Source organism: Nocardioides albertanoniae, from assembly GCF_006716315.1.
GTDB classification, from domain to species: domain Bacteria; phylum Actinomycetota; class Actinomycetes; order Propionibacteriales; family Nocardioidaceae; genus Nocardioides; species Nocardioides albertanoniae.
This window is the reverse complement of record NZ_VFOV01000001.1, coordinates 1,477,903-1,491,524: the sequence shown is the minus strand read 5'-3', so window position 1 is coordinate 1,491,524 and position 13,622 is coordinate 1,477,903. Positions and strand designations below refer to the sequence as shown.

The following is a 13,622-nucleotide window of genomic DNA, read 5'->3' as shown; positions in this document are numbered from 1 at the left end:
CCGCGAGGGAGCTGAGTCATGGACGGCGCACTCCACCGCTTCGTACGCCTGCTGCGGCTGCAAGGCGTCCGGATCGGCATCTCCGAGGTCGTCGACGCGTCCCGCGCGGCGGGCGCGCCCGGTGTGCTCGAGAACCGGTCGCTGCTGCGCAGCGCGCTGCGGGTGACCCTGATCAAGGACCAGCGCGACGAGGCCACCTTCGAGCGGACCTTCGAGCGCTTCTTCAACCTGCGACCGGTGCTCGACGCCGACGACGATCACGAGCACTCCCATGCCCACGACGACCTCTCCGACGAGGGCGATCTCGAGGAGTTCGTGCTCTCCGAGGAGCCGGGCAAGACCCCGAGCCAGGGCCACAGCCACGGCAAGCCGGACGACATCCGGGACTACTTCGATCCCGACGACCTCTCCCAGCAGTACAACCTGCACCAGGAGGCCAACAAGCTCGACATGGCCGCCATGACCGACGAGATCGTCCTGTCCAACGACGGCGCCGGCGCACGGACCGAGGCTGCTCGCGTCCAGCTCGACACCTCCCGGCTGCACAACCCGGGCCGTCCTGGCCGGCTCCTCGACAGGTCGGGGACGCAGATGGACGTCGAGCTCAGCGTGTCCGAGGAGATGGCCCTGCTGGCCTGGCTCGACGACACCGAGGCAGATACGCCCGGTGCGACCCTCGAGCCCGACGAGCTCGACGCCCTCCGATCCTCGCTCGCCGGGCTCCTCGACGGTCTGCCGGACGCGTTGAAGGCCCACCTCGAGGAGCTGATGGCGACCGACGCCGCCATCGAGTCTCGCGAGGCGAAGGTCCGGGAGGTCGACCGGATCGGCGAGCTCGAGCGCGCCAGCCTCGAGGACTCGCTGCGCCGGCTGATCCGCAGCCTGCACGGCGCTCCCCGCGCTCGCCGCCACGAGGCCGCGCGCGGCAGCATCGACGGGTCACGGACGATGCGGCGCAACCTGCGCAGCGACGGGGTGCCGTTCCGACCGGTGACGATCGCCAAGGTGACCGACCGCCCTCGCCTGCTGGTGCTCGCCGACGTCTCGTTGTCCGTACGCGCCGCCGCGCGGTTCACCCTGCAGCTGGTCCACGGCCTGCAGGGGATGGCCTCGCAGGTGCGTACGTTCGCGTTCGTCTCCGACCTCGTCGAGGTCACCGACCTCTTCGCCGAGCACCAGATGGAGGAGGCGCTGTCGCTGACCCTGTCCGGGCTGCCCGCCGGCGGCATCCTCGACGTCGACGCCGACTCCGACTACGGGTCCGCGTTCACCCAGTTCCTCGACGAGTTCGGGGGCGGTATCAACCGGCGTACGACTGTGATCGTGCTCGGCGACGGACGCGGCAACGGCAACGATCCCGGCACCACGGCGTTCGAGGAGATCACCCGGCGGGCTCGCGAGACGATCTGGATCACCCCCGAGCCCCGCTACTCCTGGACGCTCGGCAGCTGCGACCTGCCGGCGTACGCCACCCACTGCGATCGCGTGCACATCGTGCGCGACCTCGCCGGGCTCGACCTGGTCACCTCCCACATGACCGAGGTGGGGCGATGAGCCTGGCCGCGCCGCCGCCGATCGACCCGCTGGTCGGCACCGCCTCCGGCGCCTACCGGGACGAGCTGGTCGAGGTCGTGCGCGGACGCCCCGGCCCGGCCGCGGCGCACCGGACCCGATCGTTCGAGTTCTGGGCCGACCACGATCGTGTCCACCTGGTGCACGACCTGCCCGCCGACCAGATCGACAACGACCTCGCGGGCCTGCTCGCCACCGAGCTGTTCGCACCGGGGTGGCTGGAAGGCAGCGAGCTCTTCGAGCGGCTGCTGACCGGGATCGTGATCAGCTCCGCGGTCGACCCGCTGACCGCGTGGACGCTCTTCTACGCCAACACCCTCGACCGGCTGACCGCGCCAGTCACCGGCGACGTGCCGGAGCCCCACAGCGGCCTGGCCGAAGGATCGCTGGCCGGCTACGCACCGGTCTACGCCCACGCCCGGTCGCTGATCGATCCCGGGTCGATGCTCGAGCTGGGCAGCTGCTTCGGGTTCTTCAGCCTCCTCTGCGCAGCCGACCGCGACGTGACGGCAAGCGACCTCACGCCGAACACGGTGCGGCTGCTGGCGCAGGTCGCCCCGCGTCTCGGCCTGAGCCTGGGCACGCTGATCTGCGACGCAGCGCGCGTGCCGCGACCCGCGGCTTCCTTCGACACCGTGGTGGCCCTTCATCTGCTCGAGCACCTGCCGCCCGAGCACGGTCTGGCGGTGGTGCGGGAGATGCAGCGGCTGGCCCGGCGCCGGGTGATCGTCGCTGTGCCCTACGAGGACGAGCCGACCGCCGCGTACGGTCATGTCCGGACGTTCAGCGCGGACGACCTCGCCGACCTGGCGACCGACAGCGGCTGGCGGTGGCAGGTCCACGACCACCACGGTGGCTGGCTGGTCCTCGACCGGCCCTAGGGCCGACCCAGGACCGTGCAGCGGGCGGCTCAGATGAAGCCTTCCTTGCTCGCCACGTAGACGGCCTCCGCCCTCCGGCTGACCTGCAGCTTGCGCAGGATGTTGCCGACGTGGAACTTGGCGGTCGTCTCGGAGATGAAGAGCTGCTTGCCGATGTCGCGGTTCGACAGGCCGCGCGCGAGCAGGCGGAGGACGTCCTGCTCGCGTTCGGTCAGCTGCCGGTTCTCCGCGGCCGACTCGGCGTTGATCCCCCGCACCATGGCCGCGGCGCTGCGGGAGTCGAAGGCGCTCTCACCGCGGTTGACGGCCCGGATCGCTCGCACCAGCTCGGAGGTGTCGACCTCCTTCACCACATAGCCACGCGCGCCCCGATGGATGGCCTCGAGGACGAGCTGGTCGTCGATCACGGTCGTCAGCACGAGCAGGGCGACCTCGGGATGGGCCTGGTGCAGGCGCGCGCACAGGTCGATCCCCTCGTTGTCGGTCGACGGCGAGAGTCGCAGGTCCAGCAGCACGACGTCGGGCGCGGTGGAGGCGACGACGGCCAGCGCCTGCGCCGAGGAGCCCGCCTCCCCCACGACCCGCAGGTCGGCCTCGCGCTCGAGCACCGAGCGCAGGCCCTGGCGCACCATCGCATGGTCGTCGACCAGGACGACGCCGATGGTGCCCGCTCCTTGCTGAGCTCGGGCGGGGACGATGGCCGGAGCACTCATCACGCATCACTCTCCTCGGGCGTACGGGTGGGGCCGGGCGTGACGCCCGACAGGGGAACCCGCGACTCGATGGCGACGCCACCGGCCCGGGAGCGGCGGATCGAGAGGGTGCCGCCCAGCCCCTCGGCTCGCAGGGCCATCCCGAGCAGGCCCCGATGTCGTCCGTCAGCGGCGCCGCGGCGGGCCAGACGTACGGTGCGACGCATCGCGGCGGGGTCGCCGTTGCCGTCATCACCGATCCGGAGGACGACGCAGTCCTCGAGGTAGCGCAGCCGCACCAGCGCCTTGCCGGCATCGGAGTGCATCGCGACGTTGAACAACGCCTCGCCGGCAGTCCTAGCCAACGCGTGCTCGGCGGCGGTACCCATCGGCACCGGGCTTCCCTCGACGCGCAGCCGCACGTTGAGGTGAGGACGGTGCTGGGCGGCCATCTCGGCCAGCAGCTCGGGCAGGCTCGCCACGTTCTCGGCGCCACGCTCGTGGTTCAGCGCGTAGATCACCGATCGGAGCTGCTCGGTCGCGGTCGACATCAGGTCGCGCGCCCGATCCAGCTCAGGACGTACGTCACGCCGACCTGCCCCGCTCGCGTCCCCGATGAAGTCGCCCCGGAGCATCTCCACCACCAGACCCGCGCTGAGCACCGTCTGGGCGACGCTGTCGTGGAGCTCGAGCGCGATCCGCCGACGCTCGTTCTCCAGCAGCTCGCGCTGGTCGGCCACACGGAGCCGCTGCTCGGCCGCCCGCAGCTCCTCGTCGCGCACCGAGAGCAGCCGCGCCTGCTCGGAGACCTCCTCGAAGAGCTGGTGCGCACGTCGCTGCTGGGCCAGACCGGTGCGATAGAGGTCGCCGGTGTGCAACGAGACCGCGGCCAGGTTGGCGAGGATGTGGAGCACCGACAGGTCCGGGGTCTCGAGCGGAAGGTCGTCCCGCGGGGCGGCGACCAGACCGCCGATCGCGTGCCCGTCAAGCAGCATCGGGACCACGACCACGCCGTCGTCGTCCTGGGTCGCCCGGGCCGGCAGGTCGCCCGACTCGACGCGCTGGATGGCACGGGTCGCCTCCTCGGCCAGATCGGCGGCGGCGTCGATCATGGCTCCCTCGGAGTCGATCGCCAGGAAACGCGGACGGGTCGACGGCAGGGCCTGGGAGGTCAGCGCCAGCGCGGCCCAGCGGGCGTCGAAGTGGTGCGAGGCGACCCGCACGATCTTCTCCAGCAGCGCCCGCGGACCTTCGACGGAGTGGACCAGCGCACCGGAGATGGAGTCCATCGCGGCGACCGTGAGCTGCAGACGCTCGTTGGAGCGTTGGTAGGCCGAGTAGTAGGTCTGCTTGCCCGAGCGCACCCCGGTGAGCGCGGCGAGGTCCGGCAGGCGCCGGGCGATGTCGGCGGCCGAGAACGGGCGCGGCTGAGTGGTCACAGCGAGTCCCGGAAGATGCCGGCGATGTCTTCCTTCGCGGCGGCGCGTGGGTTGGTGGCCAGGCAGGCGTCGCGGGTGGCGGTCAGCGCCATCCGGTCGATGTCGGCGGCGGTCACGCCGAGGGCACCGAGCCGTCGCGGCGCCCCGACCGAGGCCGCGAGGTCCTGGACGTAGTGAGCCAGCAGCTCGGCCGCCTCACGGTCGGGCACACCCTCGACGCGGAGCCCCATCGCATCGGCCAGCATCGCGAACCGCTCCGGGACCACGTCGGCGTTGAACCGGATGACGTGCGGGAGCAGCACGCCGTTGACGACCCCGTGAGGCAGGTCGAAGAGGCCGCCGACCTGGTGGCTCATCGCGTGGGTCGCCCCGAGGATCGCGTTGGAGAAGGCCAGCCCCGCCTCGAGGCTGGCCTGCGCCATCCACAGCCGGGCCCGCTCGTCGCCGGGCACCTCGACGTTGCGGCGCAGCGCCTTGGCGACCAGGCGTGCGGCGGAGAGCGCGTGCCCGTCGGCCAGCGGGTTGTGCCCCAACGAGACGAACGACTCGATCGCATGGGTCAGCGCGTCGAGCCCGGTGGCGGCGGCGAGGTCCTGTGGCATCGTGCTCAGCAGCCGCGGGTCGGTCACCGAGATGTCCGGCACCAGGGAGCGGCCCATGATCGTCATCTTCACAGCGTTGGCCGTGTCGGTGACGATGCAGAACTGCGAGACGTCCGACCCGGTGCCGGCGGTCGTCGGGATCATCAGCTGGGGCGGGATCGGCTGCTCGGCACGGTCGACGCCGGCGTAGTCGCGGATCGAGCCGCCGTTGCCGCTGACGATCGCGACGCCCTTGGCGGCGTCGAGAGCGGAACCTCCGCCGATCCCGATGATGACGTCGCCGCCGTAGTCGGCGTAGGCGCGATAGGCGGCCTCGATCTCGTGGTCCTTCGGGTTCGGCGTCACCCCGGCCCAGACGTGCGGCTTCAGACCGACCTCGGCGAGATGGCCCAGCAGCTCGTCGACCCACCCTGCCTCGATGACGCCGGGATCGGTCACCACGAAGGGCCGGCGCGCGCCCAGGCGGCCGGCGCAGAAACCGGCCTCGGCCAGCGATCCGAGCCCGAAGACCATCTCGGGCACGTGGAACTTCAGCAGCCGTCGAACGTCTCGGGGAGCGGGGGACGACGGTGCATCGAGCGTGAGCATTGGGGACAGGACCTCCTCGGCATGTCACAGGTGCCAGAGCGGTTAGTGACGTACGCCACACGGTAGGCGCGCCCAGGTTGCAATCCGGTTGCAGGCTTTGCCCTGGTCAGACGGACAAAGCAAAGAAACGTTGCAACCCCGTTGCAACGTGAACGGTGTCACACTGGATCGATGGACAAGGGCATGCGCGCGGAGGTCGCCGACTCGTGGCACCGCTCGGCCGCGGCCGGGGTGCCGGCCGACGAGATGACGGCGCCGATCACCCTCGACGGCGGGGCGCTCCACTCGGCGCGCGCGGAGCATCGGCTCGCCCGGGTCTTCCCGATCCTCGACGACGTGCTCGGACAGGCCGCCCGCGACTGCGACGCCGTGATGGCGGTCGCCGACGACGCCGGACAGCTGTTGTGGGTGTGCGGCTCCAGCACCGCGCTGCGCCGCACCGAGTCGATCGGCTTCGTCGAGGGCAGCAACTGGGACGAGCGCCTCGCCGGCACCAACGCCCCAGGCCTCGCGCTGCGGCTCGACCAGCCGAGCAGCGTCGTACGCAGCGAGCACTTCCGTCACGCCGTGCGCCCCTGGAGCTGTGCGGCCGCCCCCATCCACGACCCGACCAGCTCGCAGCTGCTCGGCGTGCTCGACATCACCGGCGGCGACGAGATCGTGGTGCCCCAGACGATGGCGCTCATCCGGGCCACGGTGCGACTGGCGGAGACCGAGCTCGCCCGCGACCGCTTGGTCTCGGAACCACCAGCGTCGCCGGGACGTCCCACCGTCACGATCGAGGCGCTCGGACGCAACGACGCGCTGCTCACGGTCGACGACGACCACGGCCACACCGGCCGGATGCGTCTCTCCCCACGCCACAGCGAGCTCATCCTGCTGCTCGCCAGCACCCCGCGCGGCCTCTCCGGCGACGAGCTCAGCGTGCTGCTCTACGAGGACGAGGGCGGCTCCTCGACCCTGCGCGCCGAGCTCAACCGGCTGCGCCACATGCTCGGTGACACGTTCTTCGCCTCGCGTCCCTACCGGCTCGTCTCCGACGTCGGCGGCGACTGGCTCGCGGTCGAGGCGCTGCTCGCCTCCGGCGACGTCGCCGGTGCCCTGCGAGCCTTCCGCGGACCATTGCTGCCACGCTCCACAGCCCCCGGTGTCGTACGCCTGCGGGAAGCTCTCACCGAGCAGATGCGCGCCGCCATCCTGCACGCCGGCCAGCCCGACCTGATGTCGGCCTGGACCCGCTCGGCGTGGGGCTCGGACGACTACGAGATGTGGACCCGTCAGCGCGATCTGCTGCCCCCGGGCTCGCCGATGTGGGCGCTCGCGGCCGGCCAGCTGGCCCGGCTCGACAACGAGCTGATGGGCACACCTACCCGTTAGGACGGGATCCCGATCTCGGGCGGACGACGGCAACGTGTCTGCAACGTCACGGCTCCTACGGTTCTGTGAACGGCGTCACAGAGGACGCCGAGTCCCGACATCAGGAGCATTCAGATGACCATCTACGCAGCCCCCGGCCAGCCGGACTCGCTCGTCTCCGTCAACAGCCGTTACGGCCACTACATCGGCGGCGAGTGGGTGGAGCCGGTCAAGGGCCAGTACTTCGAGAACATCTCCCCCGTCAACGGAAAGCCCTTCACCGAGGTCGGCCGGGGCACCGAGGAGGACATCGAGGCAGCCCTCGACGCCGCCCACGCCGCCAAGGACGCGTGGGGTCGCACCACCGGCACCGAGCGCGCGATCCTGCTCAACAAGATCGCCGACCGCATGGAGGAGCACCTCACCGAGCTCGCCGTCGCCGAGTCGTGGGACAACGGCAAGCCCGTCCGCGAGACCCTGGCGGCCGACCTGCCGCTGGCCGTGGACCACTTCCGTTACTTCGCCGCCGCGATCCGCGCCCAGGAGGGCGGCGCCGGTGAGCTGGACGAGTCCACCGTGGCGTACCACTTCCACGAGCCGCTGGGCGTCGTCGGCCAGATCATCCCCTGGAACTTCCCGATCCTGATGGCGGTCTGGAAGCTCGCCCCGGCCCTCGCCGCCGGCAACGCCGTCGTGCTCAAGCCCGCCGAGCAGACCCCGTGGTCGATCCTCAAGGTGGTCGAGATCATCGGCGACCTGCTCCCGGCCGGCGTGCTCAACGTCGTCAACGGGTTCGGTGTCGAGGCCGGCAAGCCGCTCGCCTCGTCGTCGCGGATCGCCAAGATCGCCTTCACCGGTGAGACCACGACCGGCCGGCTCATCATGCAGTACGCCAGCCAGAACATCATCCCGGTCACCCTCGAGCTGGGCGGCAAGAGCCCGAACGTCTTCTTCGAGTCGGTCTCCCAGCAGAAGGACGCCTTCTACGACAAGGCGCAGGAGGGCTTCGCGCTCTTCGCCCTCAACCAGGGCGAGGTCTGCACCTGCCCCTCGCGGGCGCTGATCCAGGAGTCGATCTACGACGAGTTCCTCGCCGACGCCGTCGTACGCGTGGAGAAGATCGTCCAGGGCAACCCGCTCGACGACGCCACCATGATCGGCGCGCAGGCCTCGCAGGACCAGCTGGAGAAGATCCTCTCCTACATCGAGATCGGCAAGGCCGAGGGCGCCAAGGTGCTCACCGGCGGCGAGCGCAACATCCTCGACGGCGACCTCGCCGAGGGCTACTACGTGAAGCCGACCATCTTCGAGGGCGACAACTCGATGCGTATCTTCCAGGAGGAGATCTTCGGGCCGGTCGTCTCGGTCGCCAAGTTCACCGACGAGGCCAACGCTCTCGAGACCGCCAACGACACCCTCTACGGCCTCGGCGCCGGCGTCTGGTCGCGCGAGGGTGCGCAGGCCTACCGCGCCGGTCGCGAGATCGAGGCCGGCCGGGTGTGGACGAACTGCTACCACCTCTACCCGGCGGGGGCCGCGTTCGGCGGTTACAAGCAGTCCGGCATCGGTCGCGAGAACCACAAGATGATGCTCGACCACTACCAGCAGACGAAGAACCTCCTGGTGTCCTACTCCCCCGACGCCCTCGGCTTCTTCTGAGGCGCTGACCCGGATGCGCACCCTTCCGCACCGGGTCGACCTCACGGGTGAGGCGGCGGAGCTCCTCCGCCGCCTCACCGCCGAGGCCGGCCCCGTCATGTTCCACCAGTCCGGCGGCTGCTGCGACGGGTCGGCGCCGATGTGCTACCCCGACGGGGAGTTCATGCTCGGCGGCGCCGACATCCATCTCGGCGACCTCGACATCGGCCTCGACCGCGCCGTCCCGGTCTGGATGTCGAAGGCCCAGTTCGAGTACTGGAAGCACACCCACCTGACCATCGACGTCGTCAAGGGCCGCGGCGCCGGCTTCTCGCTCGAGGCGCCGCTCGGGGTCCGCTTCCTGATCCGCTCCCGCATCTTCACCGATGAGGAGTACGCAGCGCTCGAGGCCTCCGCCGACAGCTGAGCCGCCCCCTCCCCACCACCCAGACCCAGAAAGCAGGACCCCGCATGAGCACCGGAGCCAACCTCGCCGAGGACACCGGCAGCAGCACTTCCTCCGAGAAGCGCCGTTTCGAGCCTCCCGCCGATCTCGCCGCCGAGGCCAACGTCACGGCGGAGGCCTACGACCGCGCCGCCGACGACCGACTGGGGTTCTGGGCCGAGCAGGCGGAGCGGCTCACCTGGGCCGAGCCGTTCACCGAGGTGCTCGACTGGACCGACGCCCCGTTCGCGAAGTGGTACGTCGGGGGCAGGCTCAACGCGGCGTACAACTGCGTCGACCGGCACGTGGAGGCCGGTCGCGGCGACCAGGTCGCCTTCCACTTCGTCGGGGAGCCCGGCGACACCCGAGACATCACCTACGCCGACCTCAAGGACGAGGTCTCGCGGGCGGCCAACGCGCTGCTCGACCTCGGTGTACGCACCGGCGACATGGTGGCGATCTACCTGCCGATGATCCCTGAGGCGGTCGTCTCGATGCTGGCCTGCGCCCGCATCGGCGCCACCCACACCGTGGTCTTCGGCGGCTTCTCCGCCGAGGCGCTGGCCTCCCGCATCGAGGACTGCCGCGCCAAGGTCGTCATCACCGCCGACGGCGGCTACCGCCGCGGCGCGCCCTCCGCCCTCAAGCCGACCGTCGACGACGCGATCGGCAAGCTGGGCGGCAACAGCCCGGTCGACCATGTCCTCACCGTGCGCCGCACGGGCGAGTACGTCTCGTTCGACGACGCCACCGACGTGTGGTGGCACGACGTCGTCGACGGTGCTTCTCCCGAGCACTCGCCGGAGGCGTTCGACGCCGAGCACCCGCTCTACGTCATGTACTCCTCGGGCACGACCGGCAAGCCGAAGGGCATCCTGCACACGACCGGCGGCTATCTGGTCGGAGCGGCCTACACGCATCACGCGGTCTTCGACCTCAAGCCCGGCTCCGCCGAGGAGAAGGGGGACGTCTACTGGTGCACCGCCGACATCGGCTGGGTCACCGGCCACTCCTACATCGTCTACGGGCCGCTCGCCAACGGCGTCACCCAGGTCCTCTACGAAGGCACCCCGGACAGCCCGCACCAGGGCCGCTGGTGGGAGATCGTCGAGCGCTACGGCGTGACCCTGCTCTACACCGCACCCACCGCGATCCGGACGTTCATGAAGTGGGGCCGGGAGATCCCCGACCGCTACGACCTCTCCTCGCTGCGGCTGCTCGGCTCGGTCGGCGAGCCGATCAACCCGGAGGCGTACCTCTGGTATCGCAACGTGATCGGCGGTGACCGCTGCCCCGTCGTCGACACCTGGTGGCAGACCGAGACCGGGCAGATGATGATCAGCCCGCTGCCCGGCGTCACCGTCGGCAAGCCCGGCTCGGCGATGCGCGCACTTCCCGGCGTCGGGGTCGACGTCGTCGACGAGAACGGGGATCCGGTGCCCAACGGATCGAGCGGCTACCTCGTGCTGACCCAGCCCTGGCCGGCGATGCTCCGCACGCTGTGGGGCGACAAGGACCGCTTCGTCGAGACCTACTGGGCCCGCTTCGAAAAGCAGGGCTACTACTTCGCCGGCGACGGCGCGAAGAAGGACGAGGACGGCGACATCTGGATCCTCGGCCGTGTCGACGACGTCATGAACGTCTCCGGCCACCGGCTCTCGACCAGCGAGATCGAGTCCGCCCTGGTCTCCCACCCGCGGGTCGCCGAGGCGGCGGTCGTCGGCGCCACCGACGAGACGACCGGACAGGCCGTGGTCGCGTACGTGATCCTGCGCGCCGGCGCTGAGGACGGAGCCTCCTCGGGCGACGCCCTCGTGCAGGAGTTGCGCAGCCATGTGGCCAAGGGGATCGGCGCGATCGCCAAGCCCCGCAAGATCACGATCGTCCCGGAGCTGCCCAAGACGCGCTCGGGCAAGATCATGCGTCGGCTCCTGCGTGACGTCGCCGAGAACCGGGCCGTCGGCGACACCACGACGCTCAGCGATCCCACCATCATGGCGCTGATCACTGACCGCGGCGACCCGGCCGCGAAGGCGTGACCCCGCGTGCCACGGACACGGGCGACCTCACCGAGCTCGGCGCTCGACGCTGACCGAGCGCTGACCGATCACGGGTGGATCATCGTCGCGCGCCACCGCGAGCCGGCTGGTGCCGGCCCGCGGGCGCCGTGGGGCGAGGCGCATCTCAAGCGCATCGGCACCCAGCTGACCCTCTGCGGTCTACCGTCGCTCGGCTGGCATGCGTTCTGGCACCTTCGACACGACGACGTCCGGCGGTGGTGCACCGACTGCTCGGCGGCACGCCCGGCTCGTCGTGTCGTCGGCGGCAGCTGATCGGTGGGGCAGCGGGTCTGGAGATCTCATCCTGTGCCCCAGGTCCCGGAGTGAGCGGGCGCTCATGAGAGCCTGGCGGTTGGCGTTCTGGGCCCGCCAACGTCGTCGGGGCAGCGCGCAGGAGACACAAAGGAGCCCGAAATATGACTTCCCTGAACAGCACCCTGCAGCCGATCTACGACGAGATCCTGACCCGCAACCCTGGCGAGACCGAGTTCCACCAGGCGACGCGCGAGCTGCTCGACAGCCTCGACACCGTGGTCGGCCGCCACCCGGAGTACGCCGATGCGGCGATCATCCGACGCGTGTGCGAGCCCGAGCGACAGATCATCTTCCGGGTGCCGTGGGTCGACGACGCCGGGCAGGTGCATCTCAACCGCGGGTTCCGTGTCGAGTTCAACTCCGCGCTCGGTCCCTACAAGGGCGGGCTCCGCTTCCACCCGTCGGTCTATCTAGGCATCGTGAAGTTCCTGGGCTTCGAGCAGATCTTCAAGAACGCGCTCACCGGCATGCCGATCGGTGGCGGCAAGGGCGGGTCCGACTTCGACCCCAAGGGCCGCAGCGACGCCGAGGTCATGCGTTTCTGCCAGTCGTTCATGACCGAGCTCTACCGCCACATCGGTGAATACACCGACGTGCCCGCAGGTGACATCGGTGTCGGCGGCCGCGAGATCGGCTACCTGTTCGGCCAGTACAAGCGGATCACCAACCGCTACGAGTCGGGCGTCCTGACCGGCAAGGGCGTCGGCTGGGGCGGCTCGCTGGCGCGCACCGAGGCGACCGGCTACGGCACCGCCTACTTCGCCAACGAGATGCTCAAGACGCGCAACAGCTCCTTCGACGGCAAGACGGTCGTGGTCTCCGGATCCGGCAACGTCGCGATCTACGCCGCCGAGAAGGCCACGACGCTCGGCGCGACGGTCATCGCCTGCTCCGACTCGAGCGGCTACGTCGTCGACGAGAAGGGGATCGACCTCGACCTGCTCAAGGACATCAAGGAGGTGCGCCGGGGCCGCATCGCCGACTATGTCGAGGAGCGTGGCGGCTCGGCGCGGCTCGTCACCGACGGCTCGGTGTGGGACGTACCGTGCGACATCGCGCTCCCCTGCGCGACCCAGAACGAGCTCGACGGCGACGACGCCGTCTCGCTGGTGCGCAACGGCTGCATCGTCGTCGCCGAGGGCGCCAACATGCCCTGCACCCCCGAGGCGGTCAAGGTCTTCACCGAGGCGGGCGTCTCCTTCGCCCCGGGCAAGGCCGCCAACGCGGGCGGCGTCGCGACCAGCGCGCTGGAGATGCAGCAGAACGCGTCGCGCGACTCGTGGAGCTTCGACTACACCGAGGACCGTCTGCGTCACATCATGGTCGACATCCACGACCGCTGCGTCGCCACCGCCGACGAGTACGGCGCCCCGGGCAACTACGTGACCGGCGCCAACGTCGCCGGCTTCATCCAGGTCGCCGACGCGATGCTGGCCCTCGGCGTCATCTAGTCACCGACCACGGCCGGCGTCACCGCGTACGCCGGCCGTGGAGCACCAGCGCGCGGGCGAGCGCCACGAGCGCGGCGGTGCAGCACAGCGTACGGACGATGTTCCCGACGATCCAGGCCCCTCGAGCTGCGCACACGCCTACCCGAGCGTGATGAGCGTGATCGCGGCGCCGGCGAGGATCAGGCCGACGACCTGGAGGGTGCTGAGCCGCTCCTCGAGGAAGATCATGCCGAGGATCACGGGGATCGCCGGGTAGAGCGCGGTCAGCACGACCGCGAGCGAGACCAGCTGCTGCTGCGTCGCGAGGCTGTAGAGGACCAGTGCCAAGGTGCCCAGCACCCCGGCGCCGACGGCTGCCACGACGATCTTCGGTGGCACCTTCAGCGCCGGCAGGTTGCCGACGACCAGCAGCCCGATCACGGCCACAGAGGCCACTCGGCTGGCCACGATGGGCCACATGCCCGCGCTCTCCTCGGCCAGCGGCAGCGCGACAAACTGCAGCGCGAACCCCACTCCGGCGACCAAGGCGCTCACCGTTCCTGTCGCGAAACCAGGACTCGCGGCGGCCGTTCCCGTCGCAGCC

Annotated in this window: 12 protein-coding genes; 8 read left to right on the top strand and 4 right to left on the bottom strand. The window is 70.4% G+C overall.

Annotated elements, in window-relative coordinates:
* The first annotated feature begins 18 nt into the window (after positions 1-18).
* Together FB381_RS07125 and mftM are read left to right on the top strand one after the other, a co-directional pair.
* Positions 19-1,554, top strand: a complete 1,536-nt coding sequence (locus FB381_RS07125; protein WP_141779650.1) for a VWA domain-containing protein — start codon at positions 19-21, stop codon at positions 1,552-1,554.
* Positions 1,551-2,453, top strand: a complete 903-nt coding sequence (mftM, locus tag FB381_RS07120; protein WP_141779649.1) for a mycofactocin oligosaccharide methyltransferase MftM — start codon at positions 1,551-1,553, stop codon at positions 2,451-2,453. Before FB381_RS07125 ends, mftM begins: the two co-directional genes overlap by 4 nt.
* Positions 2,454-2,482: 29 nt before the next feature.
* Here the strand turns inward: mftM and FB381_RS07115 are convergent, their stop codons facing one another.
* From FB381_RS07115 to FB381_RS07105, 3 genes are read right to left on the bottom strand one after another with little or no spacing between them, the layout of a single operon-like run.
* Positions 2,483-3,166, bottom strand: a complete 684-nt coding sequence (locus tag FB381_RS07115) for a MadR family response regulator transcription factor (protein ID WP_141779648.1) — start codon at positions 3,164-3,166, stop codon at positions 2,483-2,485.
* A complete protein-coding gene (locus FB381_RS07110) occupies positions 3,166-4,584 on the bottom strand; it encodes a sensor histidine kinase (protein WP_246087996.1) in 1,419 nt (472 codons plus the stop codon). The genes FB381_RS07115 and FB381_RS07110 overlap by 1 nt, the downstream gene beginning before the upstream one ends.
* A complete protein-coding gene (locus tag FB381_RS07105) occupies positions 4,581-5,774 on the bottom strand; it encodes an iron-containing alcohol dehydrogenase (RefSeq protein WP_141779647.1) in 1,194 nt (397 codons plus the stop codon). Before FB381_RS07105 ends, FB381_RS07110 begins: the two co-directional genes overlap by 4 nt.
* Positions 5,775-5,945: 171 nt before the next feature.
* On the opposite strand from FB381_RS07105, the gene FB381_RS07100 reads away from it, so the two are divergent.
* The 6 genes from FB381_RS07100 (at position 5,946) to gdhA (ending at position 13,039) form a co-directional block, all read left to right on the top strand.
* Entirely contained in the window at positions 5,946-7,151 is a 1,206-nt protein-coding gene (locus FB381_RS07100) for a GAF domain-containing protein (RefSeq protein WP_141779646.1), read from the top strand.
* 114 nt (positions 7,152-7,265) lie between these two features.
* Complete coding sequence (gene exaC, locus FB381_RS07095; RefSeq protein WP_141779645.1) at positions 7,266-8,789, top strand: acetaldehyde dehydrogenase ExaC; 1,524 nt, start codon at positions 7,266-7,268, stop codon at positions 8,787-8,789.
* 13 nt (positions 8,790-8,802) lie between these two features.
* Positions 8,803-9,195 carry a DUF779 domain-containing protein gene (locus tag FB381_RS07090; RefSeq protein WP_141779644.1) on the top strand — a complete coding sequence of 131 codons (393 nt, stop codon included), beginning with the start codon at positions 8,803-8,805 and terminating at the stop codon, positions 9,193-9,195.
* 44 nt (positions 9,196-9,239) lie between these two features.
* Positions 9,240-11,252: an acetate--CoA ligase gene (gene acs, locus FB381_RS07085; protein ID WP_141779643.1), complete on the top strand. Its 2,013-nt coding sequence runs from the start codon at positions 9,240-9,242 to the stop codon at positions 11,250-11,252.
* Positions 11,253-11,258: 6 nt separating this feature from the next.
* Positions 11,259-11,546, top strand: a complete 288-nt coding sequence (locus tag FB381_RS07080) for a hypothetical protein (protein WP_141779642.1) — start codon at positions 11,259-11,261, stop codon at positions 11,544-11,546.
* Between the two features lie 152 nt (positions 11,547-11,698).
* Complete coding sequence (gene gdhA / locus FB381_RS07075) at positions 11,699-13,039, top strand: NADP-specific glutamate dehydrogenase (RefSeq protein ID WP_211352549.1); 1,341 nt, start codon at positions 11,699-11,701, stop codon at positions 13,037-13,039.
* Positions 13,040-13,177: 138 nt separating this feature from the next.
* Here gdhA and FB381_RS24070 read toward each other — a convergent pair whose 3' ends face one another.
* The gene (locus tag FB381_RS24070; RefSeq protein ID WP_211352344.1) at positions 13,178-13,573 is read right to left on the bottom strand and encodes an EamA family transporter; all 396 of its coding nucleotides are present in this window, start codon (positions 13,571-13,573) and stop codon (positions 13,178-13,180) included.
* Positions 13,574-13,622 lie beyond the last annotated feature (49 nt).

What these genes read in the sequence shown, in the direction of transcription:
- FB381_RS07125 (WP_141779650.1), top strand. Translation starts at nt 19, where the DNA reads ATGGACGGCGCACTCCACCGCTTCGTACGCCTGCTGCGGCTGCAAGGC.
- mftM (WP_141779649.1), top strand. Translation starts at nt 1,551, where the DNA reads ATGAGCCTGGCCGCGCCGCCGCCGATCGACCCGCTGGTCGGCACCGCC.
- FB381_RS07115 (WP_141779648.1), bottom strand. Translation starts at nt 3,166, where the DNA reads ATGAGTGCTCCGGCCATCGTCCCCGCCCGAGCTCAGCAAGGAGCGGGC.
- FB381_RS07105 (WP_141779647.1), bottom strand. Translation starts at nt 5,774, where the DNA reads ATGCTCACGCTCGATGCACCGTCGTCCCCCGCTCCCCGAGACGTTCGA.
- FB381_RS07100 (WP_141779646.1), top strand. Translation starts at nt 5,946, where the DNA reads ATGGACAAGGGCATGCGCGCGGAGGTCGCCGACTCGTGGCACCGCTCG.
- exaC (WP_141779645.1), top strand. Translation starts at nt 7,266, where the DNA reads ATGACCATCTACGCAGCCCCCGGCCAGCCGGACTCGCTCGTCTCCGTC.
- FB381_RS07090 (WP_141779644.1), top strand. Translation starts at nt 8,803, where the DNA reads ATGCGCACCCTTCCGCACCGGGTCGACCTCACGGGTGAGGCGGCGGAG.
- acs (WP_141779643.1), top strand. Translation starts at nt 9,240, where the DNA reads ATGAGCACCGGAGCCAACCTCGCCGAGGACACCGGCAGCAGCACTTCC.